At 73.0% G+C, this 18069-nt stretch carries 17 protein-coding genes; 6 read left to right on the top strand and 11 right to left on the bottom strand.

Going from position 1 to position 18069, the window contains the following annotated elements:
* Positions 1-4: 4 nt before the first annotated feature.
* Entirely contained in the window at positions 5-1447 is a 1443-nt protein-coding gene (locus ACIQ1J_RS17410; RefSeq protein ID WP_403557518.1) for an NAD-dependent succinate-semialdehyde dehydrogenase, read from the bottom strand.
* 20 nt (positions 1448-1467) lie between these two features.
* On the bottom strand, positions 1468-2736 hold the full coding sequence (locus ACIQ1J_RS17405; RefSeq protein WP_403557517.1) for an aspartate aminotransferase family protein: 1269 nt from the start codon (positions 2734-2736) through the stop codon (positions 1468-1470).
* A 221-nt stretch (positions 2737-2957) separates the two neighbouring features.
* Between ACIQ1J_RS17405 and ACIQ1J_RS17400 the strand changes: the two genes are divergently transcribed.
* Positions 2958-4595: a PucR family transcriptional regulator gene (locus ACIQ1J_RS17400; RefSeq protein WP_403557516.1), complete on the top strand. Its 1638-nt coding sequence runs from the start codon at positions 2958-2960 to the stop codon at positions 4593-4595.
* A gap of 6 nt (positions 4596-4601) precedes the next feature.
* Here the strand turns inward: ACIQ1J_RS17400 and ACIQ1J_RS17395 are convergent, their stop codons facing one another.
* Positions 4602-5216: a DUF6629 family protein gene (locus ACIQ1J_RS17395; RefSeq protein ID WP_403557515.1), complete on the bottom strand. Its 615-nt coding sequence runs from the start codon at positions 5214-5216 to the stop codon at positions 4602-4604.
* A gap of 222 nt (positions 5217-5438) precedes the next feature.
* Here ACIQ1J_RS17395 and ACIQ1J_RS17390 point away from each other — a divergent pair, with 222 nt between their 5' ends.
* A complete protein-coding gene (locus tag ACIQ1J_RS17390) occupies positions 5439-6119 on the top strand; it encodes a GPP34 family phosphoprotein (protein WP_403557514.1) in 681 nt (226 codons plus the stop codon).
* Positions 6120-6128: 9 nt separating this feature from the next.
* Here ACIQ1J_RS17390 and ACIQ1J_RS17385 read toward each other — a convergent pair whose 3' ends face one another.
* Together ACIQ1J_RS17385 and ACIQ1J_RS17380 are read right to left on the bottom strand one after the other, a co-directional pair.
* Positions 6129-7124 carry a hypothetical protein gene (locus ACIQ1J_RS17385; protein ID WP_403557513.1) on the bottom strand — a complete coding sequence of 332 codons (996 nt, stop codon included), beginning with the start codon at positions 7122-7124 and terminating at the stop codon, positions 6129-6131.
* Between the two features lie 28 nt (positions 7125-7152).
* Positions 7153-8130, bottom strand: coding sequence for an LLM class flavin-dependent oxidoreductase (locus tag ACIQ1J_RS17380; protein ID WP_403557512.1), 978 nt, complete (start codon positions 8128-8130; stop codon positions 7153-7155).
* A 64-nt stretch (positions 8131-8194) separates the two neighbouring features.
* Between ACIQ1J_RS17380 and ACIQ1J_RS17375 the strand changes: the two genes are divergently transcribed.
* Both ACIQ1J_RS17375 and ACIQ1J_RS17370 read left to right on the top strand, forming a co-directional pair.
* Complete coding sequence (locus ACIQ1J_RS17375; protein ID WP_121750544.1) at positions 8195-8467, top strand: helix-turn-helix transcriptional regulator; 273 nt, start codon at positions 8195-8197, stop codon at positions 8465-8467.
* A 53-nt stretch (positions 8468-8520) separates the two neighbouring features.
* Positions 8521-8931, top strand: a complete 411-nt coding sequence (locus tag ACIQ1J_RS17370) for a hypothetical protein (RefSeq protein ID WP_210959284.1) — start codon at positions 8521-8523, stop codon at positions 8929-8931.
* Between the two features lie 100 nt (positions 8932-9031).
* Here ACIQ1J_RS17370 and ACIQ1J_RS17365 read toward each other — a convergent pair whose 3' ends face one another.
* Positions 9032-9211, bottom strand: a complete 180-nt coding sequence (locus ACIQ1J_RS17365; RefSeq protein WP_210959286.1) for a hypothetical protein — start codon at positions 9209-9211, stop codon at positions 9032-9034.
* A 197-nt stretch (positions 9212-9408) separates the two neighbouring features.
* On the opposite strand from ACIQ1J_RS17365, the gene ACIQ1J_RS17360 reads away from it, so the two are divergent.
* Complete coding sequence (locus ACIQ1J_RS17360; protein ID WP_403557511.1) at positions 9409-10731, top strand: M16 family metallopeptidase; 1323 nt, start codon at positions 9409-9411, stop codon at positions 10729-10731.
* Positions 10728-12056, top strand: a complete 1329-nt coding sequence (locus ACIQ1J_RS17355) for a M16 family metallopeptidase (protein ID WP_403557510.1) — start codon at positions 10728-10730, stop codon at positions 12054-12056. Before ACIQ1J_RS17360 ends, ACIQ1J_RS17355 begins: the two co-directional genes overlap by 4 nt.
* 317 nt (positions 12057-12373) lie before the next feature.
* Here the strand turns inward: ACIQ1J_RS17355 and ACIQ1J_RS17350 are convergent, their stop codons facing one another.
* The 5 genes from ACIQ1J_RS17350 to ACIQ1J_RS17330 all read right to left on the bottom strand — a co-directional run bounded on the left by ACIQ1J_RS17350 (position 12374) and on the right by ACIQ1J_RS17330 (position 18019).
* A complete protein-coding gene (locus ACIQ1J_RS17350; protein ID WP_403557509.1) occupies positions 12374-13654 on the bottom strand; it encodes an ABC transporter permease in 1281 nt (426 codons plus the stop codon).
* A 5-nt stretch (positions 13655-13659) separates the two neighbouring features.
* Entirely contained in the window at positions 13660-14661 is a 1002-nt protein-coding gene (locus ACIQ1J_RS17345; RefSeq protein WP_403557508.1) for an ABC transporter ATP-binding protein, read from the bottom strand.
* 71 nt (positions 14662-14732) lie between these two features.
* On the bottom strand, positions 14733-15515 hold the full coding sequence (locus tag ACIQ1J_RS17340; protein WP_210959296.1) for a bifunctional 2-polyprenyl-6-hydroxyphenol methylase/3-demethylubiquinol 3-O-methyltransferase UbiG: 783 nt from the start codon (positions 15513-15515) through the stop codon (positions 14733-14735).
* 18 nt (positions 15516-15533) lie between these two features.
* Positions 15534-16175: a flavoprotein gene (locus tag ACIQ1J_RS17335; protein WP_403557507.1), complete on the bottom strand. Its 642-nt coding sequence runs from the start codon at positions 16173-16175 to the stop codon at positions 15534-15536.
* Positions 16172-18019 carry an ABC transporter ATP-binding protein gene (locus ACIQ1J_RS17330; RefSeq protein ID WP_403557506.1) on the bottom strand — a complete coding sequence of 616 codons (1848 nt, stop codon included), beginning with the start codon at positions 18017-18019 and terminating at the stop codon, positions 16172-16174. The genes ACIQ1J_RS17335 and ACIQ1J_RS17330 overlap by 4 nt, the downstream gene beginning before the upstream one ends.
* Positions 18020-18069: the final 50 nt, after the last annotated feature.

Below are 18069 nucleotides of genomic sequence, written 5' to 3'. Positions count from 1 at the left end.
GTGGTCACCGCGCCGTCGGCATCGCGATGTACTGGTACTCCAGGAACTCTTCGATCCCCACCGTGCCGCCCTCCCGGCCGAGCCCGGACTGCTTGACGCCGCCGAAGGGCGCGGCCGGATTGGAGACGAGCCCGGTGTTGAGGCCGACCATGCCGACCTCGAGGCGTTCACTGACGCGCAGGGCGCGGTCGAGGCCGCCGGTGAAGACGTAGCCGACGAGCCCCCAGGGGGTGTCGTTGGCGCGGCGTACCACCTCGTCCTCGTCGTCGAAGGTGAGGATCGCCGCCACGGGGCCGAAGATCTCCGTACCCATCAGGCGGCTGTCCGGACTGACGTCGGTGAGCACCGTGGGCGGGTAGAAGCAGCCGGGCCCTTCGGGCGTACGGCCGCCGCAGAGGACCCGCGCGCCGCGCTCCACCGCGTCGGACACCAGGTCCTCGACCTTGGCGCGTCCGGTGGCGTCGATGAGCGGGCCGACGTCGACGCCGTCCCGGGTGCCGGGGCCCACCACCAGCGCTTCCATCCGCCGGGCGAGGCGCCCAGCGAACTCCCCGGCCACCGAGCGGTGGACGAAGAACCGGTTGGCGGCGGTGCACGCCTCGCCCATGTTGCGCATCTTGGCGATCATCGCGCCGTCCACGGCCGCGTCCAGGTCGGCGTCGTCGAGGACGATGAACGGCGCGTTGCCGCCCAGCTCCATCGAGGCGCGTACGACCGTGTCGGCGCACTGGGCGAGCAGGAGCCGGCCGACCTGCGTGGAGCCGGTGAAGGACAGCTTGCGGATCCGCCCGCCGCGCAGGAGGGGTTCGCACACCTCCCCCGCCCGGGAGGTGGTGATCACGTTCAGTACCCCGTCCGGCAGTCCCGCCTCCTTGAGGACGGCGGCCAGGGCCAGGCTGGAGAGCGGGGTCTGCGGGGCGGGCTTGAGCACCATCGTGCAGCCGGCCGCGATCGCCGGGCCGATCTTGCGGGTGCCCATGGCCAGCGGGAAGTTCCACGGTGTGATCAGCAGACAGGGCCCGACCGGGCGCCGGGAGAGCAGCATGCGGTTGCGTCCGTCGGGGAGGATGCCGTGGCCGCCGTCGATGCGGACGGCCTCCTCGGAGAACCAGCGGAAGAACTCCGCCGCGTACGCCACCTCTCCCCTGGCCTCGGTCAGTGGCTTGCCCATCTCGGACGTCATCAGGTGGGCCAGTTCGTCGGTGCGGTCGAGGACGATCTCGTAGGCGCGGCGCAGGATCTCGCTGCGCGCCCGCGGCGCCGTACGGGCCCACTCCTCCTGCGCCTGGAGCGCCGCGTCCTGGGCGAGGCGGGCGTCCTTGGGGCCCGCGTCGGCGACATGGCAGAGGATCTCGCCGGTCGCGGGGTCGTCCACGGGCATGACGGCGCCGTCCGCGGCGTCCGTCCAGGCGCCGCCGACGAACAGCCGGGTCGGTGTGCCGGTCATGAGGTCCTTCCTCGCCGTGTTCATCGGTCCGCCGCTCCCGACGTGCCCGCCTCGACGGCGGCCGCCCACGCCCGGAGCCCCTCGTCGACGTCCGACTCGCCGATCACCAGTGCGGGGATCATCCGGACCACCTGGTTCCAGGCCCCGCAGAGCAGCAACAGCAGGCCCTCGTCGACGGCGGCCCGCTGGACCCGGGCGGCGGTCTCGGGGTCCGGGTCGCCGTCCTCGGTGACGAACTCGCTGCCCAGCATCAGTCCCAGTCCGCGTACGTCCCCGACGGCCGGGGTCCGGGCGGCCACCGCCTCCAGCCCGTGGCGCAGCCGCGCCCCCATCGTCTCGGCGTTCTCCACGAGCTTCTCGTCGCGTACGACGTCGAGCGTGGCGCAGGCCGCCGCGCACGCCACCGCGTTGGCGCCGTACGTGCCGCCCTGCGAGCCCGCCCACGCCTTGCGCATCAGCTCCTCGGACGCGGCGATCCCGGACAGCGGGAATCCGCTGGCCAGGCCCTTGGCGGTGACGAGGATGTCCGGGGTGACGCCGAAGTGCTCGTGGCCCCAGAACCGGCCGGTGCGGCCCACGCCGGTCTGCACCTCGTCCAGGATCAGCAGGAAGCCGTGTCGGTCCGCGCGTTCCCGCAGGCCCTCCATGAAGGCGCGGGTCGCGGGGACGTACCCGCCCTCGCCGAGTACCGGCTCGACGATGACGGCCGCGGTGTCGGCGGGCGAGGAGATGGTCTGGAGGGTGTAGTCGAGCTCCCGGAGGGCGAAGCGGGTGGCGGTCTCCTCGTCCCAGCCGTAGCGGTAGGCCGTCGGGAAGGGGGTGACGACCACGCCGCTCATCAGCGGTGAGAAGCCGGACCTGAAGCGGGTGCCGGAGGTGGTCATGGAGGCGGCGGCGACGGTGCGGCCGTGGAAACCGCCGTGGCAGACCAGGACGTTGGGCCGGCCGGTGGCCTGGCGGGCCAGGCGCAGCGCCGCCTCCACCGCCTCGCTGCCGGAATTGGTGAAGAACAGGCTGTCCAGACCGGCCGGCAGCACCTCGCCGAGCTTGTCGACGAGGTGCCGCAGCGGCGGGTGCATGACGGTCGTGTACTGACCGTGGACCAGCGTGGCCACCTGCTCCTGGGCGGCGGCCACGACCCTGGGGTGGCAGTGTCCGGTGCTGGTGACTCCGATGCCGGCGGTGAAGTCCAGATAGCGGCGGCCGTCCTCGCCATGGATGTGGACGCCCTCGCCCCGGACGGCCACCACGGGTGTGGCCTGGCGAAGGTGCGGCGACAGTGCGGTCATGCTCGTCTCCCGGCCTGGTCGTCGTTCGTGCTGCGGTTCCCCGAGCATGCCCGCGGTCCACGGCCGGACAACGCGTGATCTGTCCGGCCGGGGCGCGGTATCCGGACGATGTGTCAACCGACGCGGCCCCGCCGCGTCCGTCACGCGTGCCACGGCCGCCGCCTGGGCTCCCTTGCGCAGGTCAGCGCGGCTTGTCAGAGTGGCGGGGGCAGGGAGGCACCGTGAGCGAGGACCAGCGCAGAGGCCCGGTACCGGCAGGCCGTCCGCTCACCGTGGCCGACGTGCTGGCGCTGCCCGTCCTGGCCGGTGGAGATCCGCAGGTGGTGACCGGCCGGGACCACACCGACCGTCCGGTCCGCTGGGTGCACATCACCGAACTGACGGACCCGGCCTCCTTCCTCAAGGGCGGCGAACTCGTCCTCACCACCGGCATGCCGCTGCCCGACGACCCCGCCGGTGTACGCCGCTACGTGGACGAACTGGCCGCTGTCGGTGCCGCGGCCCTCGTCATCGAACTCGTCCGCCGCTACCACCGGCCGCCCGACGCCCTGGTCCACGCCTGCCGGTCGCGCGGCCTGCCTCTCGTCACCCTCGCCAAGGACGTCAACTTCCTGGAGGTGACCCAGGTCGTCCACACGCTGATCCTCGGCAGCCAGGCGGACGCGATGCGCAGGACCCAGCGCGTCCACGAGGCGTTCACCGCCCTCACCCTGCGCGGCGCCGGCCCCGAGGACGTGCTGCGCGCCGCGGCGGAGATGAGCGGGCACACGGTCGTACTGGAGAACCTGGTCCACCGGGCGATGGTCTGCGAACCCTCCGGCAGTACGACGGAGGCCGCGCTCACCGACTGGGAACGGCGTTCCCGGGCCACCCCGCCCGCCGACCACACCGGTCTGCGCGGCCCCGAGGGCTGGCTCGTGGCCCCGGTGGAGTACCAGGGCGAGGGCTGGGGACGGGTGGCCATGCTCCCCGGCCCGTCCGACTCGGCCACGTCCCCGGTCTTCGGGCCCGAGGACGTCACCGTGCTGGAGCGGACCGCGATGGCCCTCACCATCGCCCGTCTCACCCACCCCACGCCCTGGGAACGCACCGCGCACCGCAACGCCCTGCGCGACCTGTTCGAGCAGCGCCACCGCTCCCCCGCGGACGCGTGCGCCCGGGTCGCGGCGCTGGGGCTGCCCACGGAGGACGCCCGCTTCGTCGCCGTGCTCGTGGACGTCCCGGCGGCAGCGGACACCGCCAGGATCGAGGTGCACCTCGCCGAGGAACTGGGCGCCACGGGGGCCCCGGCCCTCGTCGGCCTCCTCGGTCCCACCCGGCTCGGCGTTCTGCTGGCGCTGCGCCCGTCCCGGCCCTGGCGGCAGGCCGTCGAGCGGCTGAGCCGCACCGCACTGGGCCCGGCCCCGGGCACGACCGTGTGCACCGGCTCCCCGGCCGCGGACCTCGCCGACGTCGCCCGCTCGTTCCGCGAGGCGGCCCGGGTGGCCGAGGCGACCGGGCCGGAACAGCCCCTCCCGCCGGACCGCTCCTTCCACGAACGGTCGGACATCGGTCTGCGCCGCCTGCTGTTCGCGCTCCGCGACGACACCCGGGTGCAGGAGTACGCGGAGCGGCAGCTGGGCCGGCTCCTCGGCCACGACGCCCGCCACGGCACCGACCTCCTGACGACCCTGCGCGGATACCTGGACGCCGCCGGCAACAAGACCGTCGCCGCCCGCGCCATCGGTGTGTCCCGGGAAACCGTCTACCAACGGCTGCGCACGATCGAACGATTGCTCGGCCGCGATCTCGAGTCCGGCGAGCAGCGCACCGAACTCCACGTGGCGCTGCAGACCCTTGACGCCCTGCGAGGACGCTGACCCCGCTCATCGCGCTCGGCGTGCGTTCACCCAGCCGAGCAGGACCACCGAGCACACCGCCGCGAACGCGCACCAGGTCGAGACGAACTCCATCCGCCACAGGACCCAGCAGATCAGGGCGCCCGCGCCGGCCAGGATCCCCAGCACGCGCAGGCCCCGGTCGCCGGACAGCAGCAGCGAGCCGACCGTGGCGACGAGGTAGCCCACGGTCAGCACCGGGGCGTGGGGCAGGTCCATCACGTAGCCGACGGTGTGGCCGCGGATCTCCGCCCGCACCGGGCGCGTGGCGAGTACGTACGCGAGCACCGCCGCGGTCGCGACTCCGACGGCGAGCGGCACGGTCGGTCCGCGCCGCGCGGACCGTGGCGCGGCGCACAGCACGCCCGCCGGCACCCAGAGCGCCAGCAGTGGCAGGGCCATGACCGTCCAGGCGAGGGTGGCCGGGCCGCTCCCTCCGTCCGAGGCCCAGACCGCCGCCTCGACCATCTGGTGCACTCCGAGCAGCAGGGGCAGCGCGGCCAGCGGAAGGTCACGGCCCCGTCGTACCCGCCTCACACAGGCCACACCGACGGCGGCGATCCCGACGCCCGCGACGAGGTCGGCCTCCGCGCTCCAGCACATGACTGCGTCCTCGGGTCGGCCGACGGGCCCTTCATCCTCACCGATCCGATACGGCACGAGCACGCCGACACGGCCGCCCCGCCGGTGAAGACCGGTGGTGGATCCGGTGGTGAAGACCGGTGGTGCGGGAACGGAAGTACGGGTAGGGGCGTCCCAGAGGACGGAGGCGAAGATCTTCGTCGCCGACGCCCGGCCCCACCCGGACCCCGGAGGAACGGACACATGGAAGCCCCCACGGAAACCCCCACCACCCTGGGCGAGCAGCTCCTGCTCATCTCACTGGACGACGAGTCCGGCACCGCCAAGGAGTCGGCGAAGGTGGCCCCTGCGATCGCCGCGGCCTCGCTGGTGGAACTCGCGCTGGCCGGCCGGATCGACGTGTCGGACGACAAGGTCACCGTTTTGGACGCCACGCCGCTGGGCGAGCCCGCCCTCGATGCCGCGCTCGAAGCCGTCGCCGGCAAGGACCGGCCGGGCAGCACCAAGGACTGGATCAACCGGCTGAGGACCGACGCAGTGGCCCGGGCGAACACGGGCCTGATCGGGAAGGGGCTGGTCCGGGAGGAGAGGAAGAAGGTGCTCGGCCTCTTCCCCGTGCGCCGCTATCCGGAGGCCGACGGCTCGGTGGAGGCGGCGGTGCGGCAGCGCCTCGACGCGGTCGTCCTGTCGGGCGCGGCGCCGGACGAGCGTACGGCGAGTCTGGTCGCCCTCCTGCACGGAGCGAAGCTGCACCGTCTCGCCTTCCCCGGCGCCGACGCGCGCCGGGTCGAGGCGGCGATGGAGTCGGTCTCGCGGGGCCAGTGGTCCGCGACGGCGGTGCGCCACGTCGTGAAGGCCGCGGAGGACGCGCTGACGGCGATCATCGCGGTGACGGTAGCGACGACGGTCGCCACGAACGGCTGACTTCAGTCGTCACGAACGGCTGACGCCCCACTGAAGGGCGGGGGCGCCGTCCTCGGTGAGCGTCTCCGCCAGCAGGTCGCAGTAGCGGTGCAGATCCTCGTGCCAGCCGACGAACGAGGCGAAGTCCCTCATGTGGACGGCCAGTCGGAGGGTGGCAGCGCGTGCGGTGCCGGGCGGGAGGGCGGAGGCACCGGCGGTGCCCGCACCGCCGGTGTACCCGGCGAGCAGGGCATGGGCCGCGGCCGGGTAGTCGACCGGCGGGCCCTGTCCGGCGGCGCCGAGTCCCCGTGCGGCGGCGGTGCGCAGTTCGTGCAGCTCCCCGAGGATCCAGCCGAGGTCGAGGGCCGGGTCGCCCCCGGTGACCTCCTCGCCGGTGAGCAGGGCGGCGTGGCCTCCGGCCGGGGCGGGGACCAGCCAGCCGGTACTGGGCGCACCGTGCAGCAGGACCGCGGCTGCCCCGCCGGACGGTTCGTTCGCGGCCGCTGACCAGTCCGTCAGCCGCGCCCACAGCGAGGGGCCGAGCCGGGTGCGGGCCTGCGCCCGCAGCCGGGTGGCACCGGGGCCGGTCCCCTCCCCCAGGATCCAGGCGCGGAGCCGTCGCATGCCGGGGTGCGGCGGCCGCTCCGGCAACTCCCACGGCTCCCGGTGCAGTCGCCGCAGTGTCCTGCCCGCGTCCGCGAGCGCGCTCACCGAGAGCCGGAAGGCGGTGTCGTCGCCGGAGGGCAGCAGCCGGGCCACCGAGACCGCGCCCGGCACGCGGTACCGCACGCCCGGCCGCGCGCCGCCGGCCCACTCCCCCAGGGCGAGCCGGGCACCGCGCCGGCCTTCCGCCGTGTCACCGGCGGCGGTGTCGACGCGCCGCAGTGCCGCGGCCACCGCCACGGGGGGAAGGCGCTGCGGACGGGTGTGGGCCGGCCCGGGTGCGCGCAGCCAGCTGAATTCCGCGTCCCCGTGGTGGCGCACGGTGATCCGCAGATAACGGGTGCCGTACTCGCGCACGGTCACGGGCTCGGCTTCCGAGGCAACGGACGGCTCAGCCACCGTGCCGCCGCCGGACCGCCTCGATGATCTCCCCCACGTCCCGGAAGGCCGCGTCCCGGCCCTCGGTGAAGAGCACCCCGCCGCAGTTGAGGACCACCTCGTCCACCCCGGCGTCCCGGTACTCGTCGAGCCGGGCGGCGATGTGGTCCGCCGAGCCGAACACATAGGTGCCGCTGTCCACCAGGGAGACGGCACCGGCCCTCGGGTCGGAGGGATCGGCCTGCACACCGGCCCGGCGCAGCATGTCCGTGTAGTGGTCGGCGGCCAGGTGCCCGGCGGCGGCCGTGTGCGCGAGGACGTACGGGTCCCGCCCGCCGCGCTCCACCGCGACATGGACGACGGTCGCGACACGGCAGCGGGCGTCCCGGTCCTTGGCGCCCTCCTCCAGGGCGGGCAGCAGGGTGTCGGCGACGTATCCGGGCGGGGTCATCCAGGTGATGGCGACGTCCGCGACGCCGCCCGCGGTACGGGCCATGTTGGGGCGCAGCACACCCACGCCGACCTCCACCCCGGGGTGGTCCATGGGGATCAGCCGCCCGCGCAGCGCGTGATAGTCACCCGAGTGGTCGACGATCTCCCCGTCGAGCAGGGAGCGGACCGTACGCAGATAGTCCGCGGCCATCGTGCGCGGGCTGGCATAGGGGCGTCCGTTGAGGCTGCGTACGAACGCCGGTGCGCCGACCCCGTATCCGGCCACCACCGTCCGGCCGGTCATCAGGGCCAGGGAACGGGCCTGGAGGGCGGCCTCGTACGGGTGGCGGAGCGGCATCAGGGTCACGCCGGTGCCGACGGGGACGCGTATCCCGGCGCCTGCGAGATGGGCGAACGCCTGGTGGGTCTCTACCTTGAGCGACTGGCCCGTCCACAACCGGCGCGCGCCGGTGTCCCGCACCAGTTCGGCGTAGGGCCGCAGGGCGTCGGGGGTGTCGGGCATGTTCGGCACGAGCATGCTCGGGAGCACGGCGGTCACAGGTAAGCACACCCTTCTGTAGCGGTTTCTTGACGACCTGTTGTGTTACTACTACATTCCTCGCATGAGCCCAGTGAGTCATCGCGAGGGAATGCCGATCTACAACCAGCTGAGAGTGCTGCGCGCGGAGCGCGGTCTCAGCAGGGTCGCGCTGGCAGAACTGGTGGAAGTGCATCCGCAGACCATCGGCGCCATCGAGCGGGGCGACTACTTCCCGAGTCTCGATCTGGCGTTCCGCTTCAGCGACGTGTTCGAGCTTCCGGTCGAAGCGATCTTCAGTCGTAAGCCCTTCGTCCCGCTCTCCGCCCAGCTGTACAAGAAGGAGGAACGCTCGTGAGTGGGGAAGGTTCTGACGTGACGACGGGCCCGGTCCGCAGCCCCATGCGCCCCGTGGCACTCTCACTGTGCGCGCTGAGCGCCGCCATGGTCGTGCTGTCACTCGTCTCGGACGGCAACGCGTTCTCCGACTCGTGGTGGCTGGTGGGCTTCGTTCTCTGGCTGCTGCTGTGGGGCGTGCTGCGTTCGATGACCCGCGGCGTGGCCGAGCGGCCGGTGGCGGGACTGGACGAACGCGAGCGCGGACTGCGCGACCGGGTCTCCTTCATCGGGTACCAGTGCGCGGTCGCCGCCGGCATGGCCGTCGTTCTGCTCATGGTCGTCTTCCAGAACGAGCCCGGGATGATCGAGCGGATGCCCGGGCTGCTGACCACGCTGATGCTGACGTCATCGGCGCTGCCCTCCATCATCCTGGGGTTCTCCGACACCGGCGTCGAGGACTCCGAGGCCGGTGCCGACGAGTGATCCGGCCGCCGGAAACCGGCGACCCGCTATCGTGCGACAGGGCGGGTGCCCACCGATTGCGGCGGTGGGCACCCGCCCTGTTCTCAGCGGGTCACGCGGTTCAGCAGGAGTGGTCGAAGGTGTTGTCGATCGACACGGCCGAGACGGCGGACGCGGCGGAGATGCACGCCTGCGACGAGGTGGTGATGGTGATGGTGGCGCCCGGGGCCTCCACCGCCGGAACGATCTCGTCGGCGGCGGCGTAGGTGGAGTAACCGCTGATGAGGGACTGGGTGTTCATGATGACTCCCGTGGGGTGATAGCGGAATCGAATGGCGGCCGGATCGGCGATTTCCGCAATCGCGTTCTCCGGCCGTGGCTGAACCATTTCCCGGCCGGTGCCGCGATGGCAATGGAGTTGGCCGCATGCGGACAGTGGCCGCAATCGGTCAACGTCCCGCGTTGAGTAGGCACTTGACCCGGCCTATGCTCGCCCGGATGATCCGAACTCAGCTGCGCCGCCTGGTATTGGACAATGGTCTGCGGATACTGCTGGCACCGAATCCCGTGGGTGCCTCGGTCGGCGTCGCGGTGCACTACGGCGTCGGTTTCCGGACCGAACCCGAGGGGCGTACGGGCCTCGCGCACCTCTTCGAGCACCTGGTGTTCCAAGGCGGCCGTGATGCCGCACCCGAGGGGTATCTGCCCCGGGTACAGCGCGCCGGCGGTTTCGGTGACGCCAGAACCCGCCAGGACGTGACCGTCTACTACGCCGCCGCCCCGGCCTCCGCACTGGAAATGCTGCTCGCGCTCGAAGCGGACCGAATGCGCTCACCCGGTATTTCCGAGCGAACCCTGCGCACGCAGACCGCGGTGATCGACGAGGAGATACGCCTCATGGTCCGCAACCGTCCGTACGGCTCATTCCCCTGGGTGCTGCCGCGCGTCCTGCACTCCCGGGCGGAGAACACCAGGGACGGGTACGGCGAAACCGCCGACCTGGCGGCCTTCGACGTCCCGCTGTGCGAGCGGTTCTTCGCCGACCACTACGGTCCCGGCAATGCCGTGCTGACACTGACCGGCGCATTCGACCCGGCGGCGGCGGAGCGTCTCGTGCGCGGGCACTTCGAGGCCCTGCCGGCGCGTCCGCCGGTGGCCGCGCCCGACACGCACGAGCGGTTGCCCGACCGGGAGCGGCGGCTGACGGTCACCGACCCGCACGCCGGTCCGCCCGCCGTGGCGGTGGGCTACCGGATGCCGGACCCGGTAACCGAGCGCGCCGACTATCTGGCCCACCTGGTCCTGGCCGCACTGCTCGGGCAGGGCAGGCAGGCACTGCTGCGTCGCGGGCCGGCCGCTGCGGCGGAGGTGTCGAGCCTCTCGGTGGGCTGCGGTCTGTTCGGTCTGCCGCTGGACACGACGGGGCCCGATCTGCTGACCCTGTTCGCGGTGCACGAGAGCGAGCACGGCGCGGAGGGCGTCCTGGCCTCGCTGGACGGCACGCTGGAGACCCTGGCCAGGGACGAGGTCGACGCCGGTCTGCTTCGGGCCACGACCGCCCGCTGGGCCGCCGGGGCGCTGCGCGAGCTCGGTGACCCGGGCACCCGGGCCCAGCTGCTCGGCCTGCGCGAGGCGCTGTTCGGCGAGGCCGAGCTGACGCCGGCGCTGCCGGAGCTGGTACGCACCGGGGTGACCGGGGAACAGGTGAGCCGTGCGGCCGCCCGACTCGCCTCCTCGCACCGGGCGGTGGTGCGCTTCGTGCCCGCGCAGGCCGCGCCGCAAGGCACCGCACGTGCCGCACGCGAGGAGGCGGCGGCATGAGCGGGGGCGCGGTGCACAGCCCGCCTCGTCACGCGCCGGACGGGCGGCTGCCGCTGCCCGACGCCGACGTCGTCCTCGGCAACGGGCTGCGCGTGGTGGTCTGTTCGGCTCCCGTCGTCCCCCTCGTCGAGGTCAGGCTCACCGTCCCGTACGCCGCGACGGAACCCGGCGAGGTGACCCGGTGCCAACTGCTGGCCGCCGTCCTGCTGCGAGGCACCGCGCACCGGGACGCGGACGGCTACGACGCGGCACTCGCCGCGCACGGCGCCACCCTGAACGCCGCCGCGGACGCGGACAAGTTCACCGTCGCGGGGCACACCATGGCGGACGCCCTGCCCGCCGTACTCGCCCTGCTGGCCGAGACCGTCCGCGCACCGAGGCTGACCCGGGACGTCGTCCTCCCCGAACGCGAGGCGCTGGCACGCCGAGTACGGCTGGCCACCCACCAGCCGGCGGCCCTCGCGCAGCACGCTCTGCTGCGGAGACGGTACGGCGAGGAGGCCGCCGCCCGCCGGCAGCCGGCGCCCGAACAGGCCGCCGCCTGCACACCGGACGACCTGGCCGAGTTGCAGGCGCGGCACCTGGGCGCCCGGGGCGCGGTGCTCGTGCTGGTCGGAGACTTGCGGCCGGAGGAAGCCGTCGCCGCGGTCACCGACACGTTCGGGTCGTGGGGGGCCGGGCCGACCGCCGGGGCGCCCGAGGTGCCGTCGGGGTTTCCCGGCGGGCCGCTGCGCCTGGTGGAGCGACCGGGCGCCGTCCAGAGCGTGATCCGGCTGGCCGCCCCCGCGCTGCCCCGCACGGACCCGGGTTACCCGGCCCTGCATCTGGCGCAGTTGGTCTTCGGTGGGTCCTTCGCCTCCCGGCTGGTCACGCGCCTGCGGGAGGAGAAGGGGTACGCCTACCAGCTCGGGTCGGGCGTGGAGTCGGTGCCGGGCGCCTCCACGCTGATGGTCGAGGCCGACACCGCCGCCGAGCACACGGTGCCGGCCCTCGCGGTGATCAAGGCCGAACTGGAGCGCATGGCGGCCGAGCCGCCGTCGGTACGGGAGGTCGACGCCGCACGGAGTTACGCGGCCGGCTCCACGGCGACCGCCATGTCGTCCCCGGGCGCGCTGGCGTCCGGCCTGGCGAACCTGGTGCACATCGGAGTCGGTTCCGACTGGCTGCACAACTGGGGGCCGCTGCTGGCGGGCGTGCCCTACGTCGCGGTCGTCGAGGCGGCTCGCCGGTTCTTCCGGCCCGCGCGTTTCACGGGTGTGGTCGTCGCCGACGAAGCGGCGGTGGCGCCGCTGCGCCTGGGCGCCACCGGCGAACTCGTCTTCTGACGGCTGGGGGCGGTGCCGCCGAGTGGTTCGACTCGGCGGCACCGCCCCCCTCCGCGTCGTGAGCGGATCGGGCGGGTCAGCCCCGGCTCTTCCTGATCCCCGCGATCACGGCGACCAGAAGGGCGATGCCGATGGCGATCCAGAGGGCGGTGCTCATGAGGGACTCCTCGTTTGTCGGACGGCCCTGCGGGCCGGGTGGTGGTGTTCCGGACAGTGGTGGTGACGGACGAAGGGGGCGGATGAAGGAAAGGAGATAGGGCGAGGGGATGAAGGGAGGGGGATGAAGGGAGAGGGAGACGGTCGACGGGAGGTTGGGCTCACTGACGCAGCCGCAGCGCCTCGGCGAGCGGAACCCTGGAGCCGCTGCGCAGCACGCTGTTGGCGTACATCCGTCCGGCGACCCGGGTCATCCCGGCCAGCGCGGCGACCGCCAGCACCAGGGAGAGGGCGATCTGCCAGACGGGAGCGGTGCCGAGCAGTATGCGGGCCGGCATCAGGATCGGGCTGAGCGGCGGCAGCAGCGACAGCCACTCGATCAGCGGGTCGTGGGCGTCCTTGCTCAGCAGGGCTATGCCCAGCACGAACGGCGCGGTGATGAGCAGCATCACCGGTTGCACCACACCCTGGAGGTCCTCCTGCCGGGAGACCCGCGCGGCCGCCGCGGCCAGCATGGCGGCGAAGAGGAAGAAGCCGAGGAGAAACCAGACGCCCAGCGTCACCAGCGTCCCGCCCACGGCGGTCGGCAGGGTGACGGCGCCGGTGCCCTGGGCGAGCGCCACCGCCGCGCCGCCGAGCAGCACGAGCTGGGTCAGGCCGACCACGGCCACGCCGATCAGTTTGCCGGCGAGGAGTTGCCAGGGGCGGATGGTAGACAGGAGCAGCTCCACGACGCGGCTGGTCTTCTCCTCCACCACGCCCTGCGCCAGCATGATCCCGTAGAAGACGAAGAAGAAGTACAGCAGGCCGGTGGAGGCGAGGATCAGCGCGAACTGCTCGGCGGCGCTGTTCTCCGAGGGCTCCAGCGCGGTCACCCGGACGGTGGACGATGCCACGCGTTCCCGGAACTCGGCGGGGTCCAGGCCCGCGCGTTCCAGTTCCCTGGAGGTGCGCTCCTCGGCGGCCGCGGCCCGCACCACGGCGAGCAGCTCCTCGTCCGCCTCGTGCTCCACGGACAGCGTGAGCCTCCCGTCGGCGCTGCCGATCACGGCGGAGAGTTCCCCGTCGCGCAGGCTCCGGTCGGTGCGGTCGCCGTCGACGGTGACGAACTCGAAGTCGCCCGTCTCCCCGGCCACCGCGGCGAGCGCCGGGCGCAGTGCCGAGGCCTCCCGTTCGACGCCGATCCTGGCCGGGCCGTCCTTGGAGACGAGGATGATCAGGGCGTAGGCGCCGAGGCCGAGCAGCAGCCCCAGGGTGCTCAGGACGAAGGACTTCGTCCGCATCCTGCTGCTGATCTCCCGCCGGGCGACCAGACCGACCGCTCGGCGGGCCGACAGCGCGCCGGGGCCGGGCCGCGGTCCCGCGGTGTCCCGGTCCGGGGCGCCGGCCCGTCCGCCGTCCGGTGCGTCCTGGCCGTTGGCCCCGCCCGGCGCTCGTGCCACCGGGCTCATCGCTCACCGCCCACGGCCGCCCGGTTGGCGGACGTCCGTCCGACGGCCGCCGTCTCGCCCGCGCCGGGCGTCCCCTCGGCGTCCTCCTCGGGCTCGCCCGTCCTGGTGACCAGGTCGCGGTACAGCTCGGTCAGCGGCGGGTACTCGGACACGAAGGCGCAGACCGGCCCGGTGGCCAGCGCGGCACGCAGCACCCGCTGGTCGTCCGCGCCCTCGGCCAGGCGGAGCCACGTACGGGTGCCCTCGCGGCCGACGACCTCCACGCCGGCCAGCCCCTCGGTCCAGTTGTCGCCCGCCTGCGGGGCGTCGACCAGCAGCCGGCGGTCGGCGTTCTCGCTCAGCTCCCGGACCGTCCCGCAGGCGATGAGCCGGCCGCCGCCCACGATGCCCACCCGGTCGCAGACGCGCTCGACGAGCGACAGCTGATGGCTGGAGAACATGACGGGCACCCCGTCGGCCGCCCGCTCCGCGAGCACGTCGCGCATGACGTCCACCGCCACCGGATCGAGGCCGGAGAACGGCTCGTCGAGTACCAGCGCCTTCGGCCCGTGGACCAGCGCCGCGGCCAGCTGGACGCGCTGCTGGTTGCCGAGGCTGAGGTTCTGGACCTCCTCCGAGGCGTAGGAGGACAACTCCAGCCGCTCGATCCACCGGCTTGCGGCCGTCCGTGCGGCGGCGGGCGACAGGCCGTGCAGCTCGCCCAGGTACCGCAGCTGTTCGGCGACTTTCATACGCGGATAGAGGCCGCGTTCCTCGGGCATGTAACCGAACCGCCTGCGGTCGGCGAAGCCGACCGGACGGCCGAGCCACCGGACCTCGCCCGCGTCGGGCGTGAGGACTCCGAGGACGATCCGCATCGTGGTGGTCTTGCCGGCCCCGTTGCTTCCCACGAAGCCGAACAACTCACCGGCGCGGATGTCGAAGGTCATGTCGTCCACGGCCCGGCGTCTGCCGTAACTCTTCCGTACGCCATCGACCTCCAGCGCCGGCACGGCCATGTCACACACCTCCCGATGCAATGTGTTAACTGACTGGAGTATTGCGTTAACACAACAGTCCGTCAAGTTGGTCACACGGTTTGGCGCTCCACCACATAGACGTGCTTCTCCGCCTGGTCCGTGACGGGACTGCGGTCCCAGTCGGCCCAGCGGCCGGTGACGCGCAGTCCCGCGAGCCGGGCCATCACGTCGAACTCGGCGGGCCAGGCGTACCGGCTCACCTCGGGCACCTTCCGCAGCCGGCCGGAGCCCATGACCGTGTGGACGACCAGTACGGACTGGAGCGCCTGGTTCACCTGGATCGTGTCGAGCAGCAGCGCGTCCGGCGCCAGGTGTCCGACCCTGGTCGTCGCCTCGGTGAGCCGGTGGTAGACCTGCGGGTTGTAGGTCTCGAAGACCGCGGCCCCGCCGTCCGCGAGCGCGTCGTGGATGCCGCGCAGGCAGTCGATCTGCTGCTCCTGGGTGGGCAGCATGAAGAAGGTGTTGAGCGCGGTGAGGACGAGGTCGTACCGCTCCTCGACGGCCAGCGCGGCGAAGTCGCCCACCGCGGTGGTGACTTCGCCCGTGGTGTCGTTCTCGTGGAGTTTCGCCAGCATCGCGGGGGACGCGTCCACGCCGTGCACCCGGTAGCCGTGTGCGGCCAGCGGGATCGCCAGCCGGCCGGTGCCGACGCCCAGTTCGAGCAGCGTGGCGGGGGCGGGGCGCAGTTCCTGGAGGAAGGCGACCATGGAGTCGACGGCGGGTCCGGAGGTGGGGTAGAGCGAGTCGTAGATGTCCGCGAGCGATTCCCCGTAGGCGCTGCTGCCCCCGCTGTTCGGCCGCTGCCGGGTCTGCCGGGGTGTTTCCGTGGTCATGGTTGCCTCCGTGAGGTGTCAGGCGGGTGCGTGTTCCCGGTCGGGCCCGGGGTGGCCGCCGAGGTCGGCCGGCTCCAGTTCCGCCCGCAGGCCGTCGGCCGCGGCCAGCACGTCGGGGAAGGACGCGGGCGCCCACGCCTCGCGCTTCCCGCTGGTCGTACTGCGGCCGGGATGCGGTGGTACGACGACCACGTTCCGGCGCGCGCGGAGTCTGGCGGTGTGTTCCGCGTACGCCACGCTCTCCGCGCCACCGGGTGGCAGCGCGGGTGCCAGCGCGATCGCGGCCCGCGTGCACTGGAGTGCGAGGACGGAGGGCGAGTCGCCCAGTCCGGTGGCCAGCCTGGCCAGGTAGTTCAGCGTCGCCGGCAGCACCACGACCGCGTCGGGCCACTGGGCGAGGTCGACGTGCCGGGCCCTGGGTTCCGGCTCGTCGGGCCACCGGTCGGTCAGTACGTCGCAGCCGCCGATGGCGGTCAGCGCCTCCCGGGTGACGAACCTGGAGGCCGCCCCGGTCAGTACGTAGCGGACCTCCGTCCCGGGGTGGCCGGCCTTCAGCCAGCTCGCCCAGAACGGGAGATGCGCGGCGGTCACCGAGCCCGTCCCGATCACCAGCAGGCGGCGCGCCCCCACCGGTTCGACGGCGTTCGCCGTGCCGGTCACCGGGCCACCGCCCCGGCCACCGGTGCGGACGCGGCCGGCCGGCCGGCCGGAGCGGCGGCGGGACCGGCCGGGCCGGTACCGGCCGCGCGCCGCGCCGGGCCGCGCAGCGACTGCCCGTGCACCAGCTCCTGGTAGAGGGTGGAGCGCGTCAGCAACTCCTCGTGCGTCCCCCGGTCGACGATGCGGCCTTCGTCGACGACCACGATCAGATCGGCGTCCTGCACCGTGGAGATGCGGTGCGCGACCACGATCACGGCGCGCTCGGCCGCGAGCGTGCGCATCAGCACCCGCAGCCTCTCCTCGTTCTCGCTGTCGAGCTGCGAGGTCGGTTCGTCGAAGATGACGATGCGCGTGTCCCGCAGCAGGACGCGGGCGGCCGCCAGCCGCTGCCGCTGGCCTCCCGACAGGTCCTCGTCCCGGCCGAGCTCGGTGTCCAGGCCGTCCGGCAGCGCCTCCACGGCGCCGCGCAACGCCAGCGCCTCCAGCGCCCGCCACAGCTCCGCGTCCGGGAGGGCACCCCTCTCGTCGTCCCGCCCGAGCTGGAGGTTCTGCCGCACCGTGCCCTCCACCAGGGTGAAGCTCTGGTCGACGTAACTGATCTCGCCGCGGAGCTGGTGCAGGGGCCACTGCTCGACCGGGCGCCCGCAGACGGAGATACGGCCCGACTCCGGCAGGAGGAAGCGCTCGGTGAGTGCGAGCAGCGTCGTCTTGCCCGCCCCGGACGGCCCGACGATGGCGGTGAGCCCCCGTGCGGGGGCCGCGAAGTCCGCCTCGTGGATGATGGTGCGCCCGCCGTCCGTATAGGTGACCGCGTCGAACTCCACCGCGGGCGCCGTCGGTGACGGCTCGACCGGGGAGGCGGCCCCGGAGCTCTCGGGGGCGACGGTGAGCACGCTGTTGAGCCGTCCGCGCGCGGCCAGGCCGCTCTGCATCCGTGCCACACCCGAGACCAGCATGGTCAACGGCGCGACGAGTTGCAGCAGATAGACGATGAAGGCGGCGAACTCGCCGATGCCCAGGTCCCCGGAGGCGAGCCGGGCTCCGCTCGTGACCATCACCGCGATGATCGAGAGCTGCTGGCCGAACTGCATGGTGGGTCCGACCAGGGCGGTCACCCGCGCGACCGATACGGCGGCCCGGCGCGCGTCCTCGACGCTGTGGCCCAGCGTGGACGCCACCTGGCGTTCGGCGAGGAACGCCTTGACGGTGGGCAGGGACAGCACGGCCGCCGTCATCTGCTGCGACATCGTCCCGATGGCGTTCTGCTGGCGTTCCACACCGCTGCGGATCGACCGCACGCACAGGAAGATGCCGGCACCGGCGAACGTGAAGGTCGCGAGCACGACGAGCAGCAGGACCCAGTCCAGCACGCCCATGGCGATCAGGGTGCCCACCGCCAGGAAGAGCGAGGACGGTATCTGCGCCACGCCGACGTCCACCACGGAACGCAGTTGCGTGCTGTCGGAGTTGGCGCGGGCGACCAGATTGCCGGCCCCCTCGCGCCGCACCCTGCGCAGCGGCAGGGTCAGGATGTGCGAAATGATGCGGAACCGGGCCTCGGAGACCAGGCCCTCACCGGCACGGGCGAGCAGGTAGGAGGAGAGCGCCGACGCCAGCCCCGCGCCCACCGCGAGGGCCGCCATCATGAGCAGTGGGCCGACGGGGCGTTCGTCCTCCGCGAGAGCCATCACCAGGTCGCGGACCTGGAGCGGGAGGACGAGGGTGGCGGCGGCGGACAGGAGACTCAGCACCACCGCGGCGGCCACGGTGGCCTTGCGGCCCTTCAGCAGCTGTGTGAAGACCCGCAGTTCGTCGGTGCCGTCCGGGTTTGGTTCTCTGGCCATGGTGAGGGCCTTCCTGCAGTGTGCGGTCGGGTCGGGCCACCGTCGTTCGC

This window comes from Streptomyces sp. NPDC097107, assembly GCF_044762405.1.
GTDB lineage: Bacteria > Actinomycetota > Actinomycetes > Streptomycetales > Streptomycetaceae > Streptomyces > Streptomyces thinghirensis.
The sequence above is the reverse complement of the archived record's forward strand: the minus strand, read 5'-3'. Positions and strand labels throughout refer to the sequence as shown.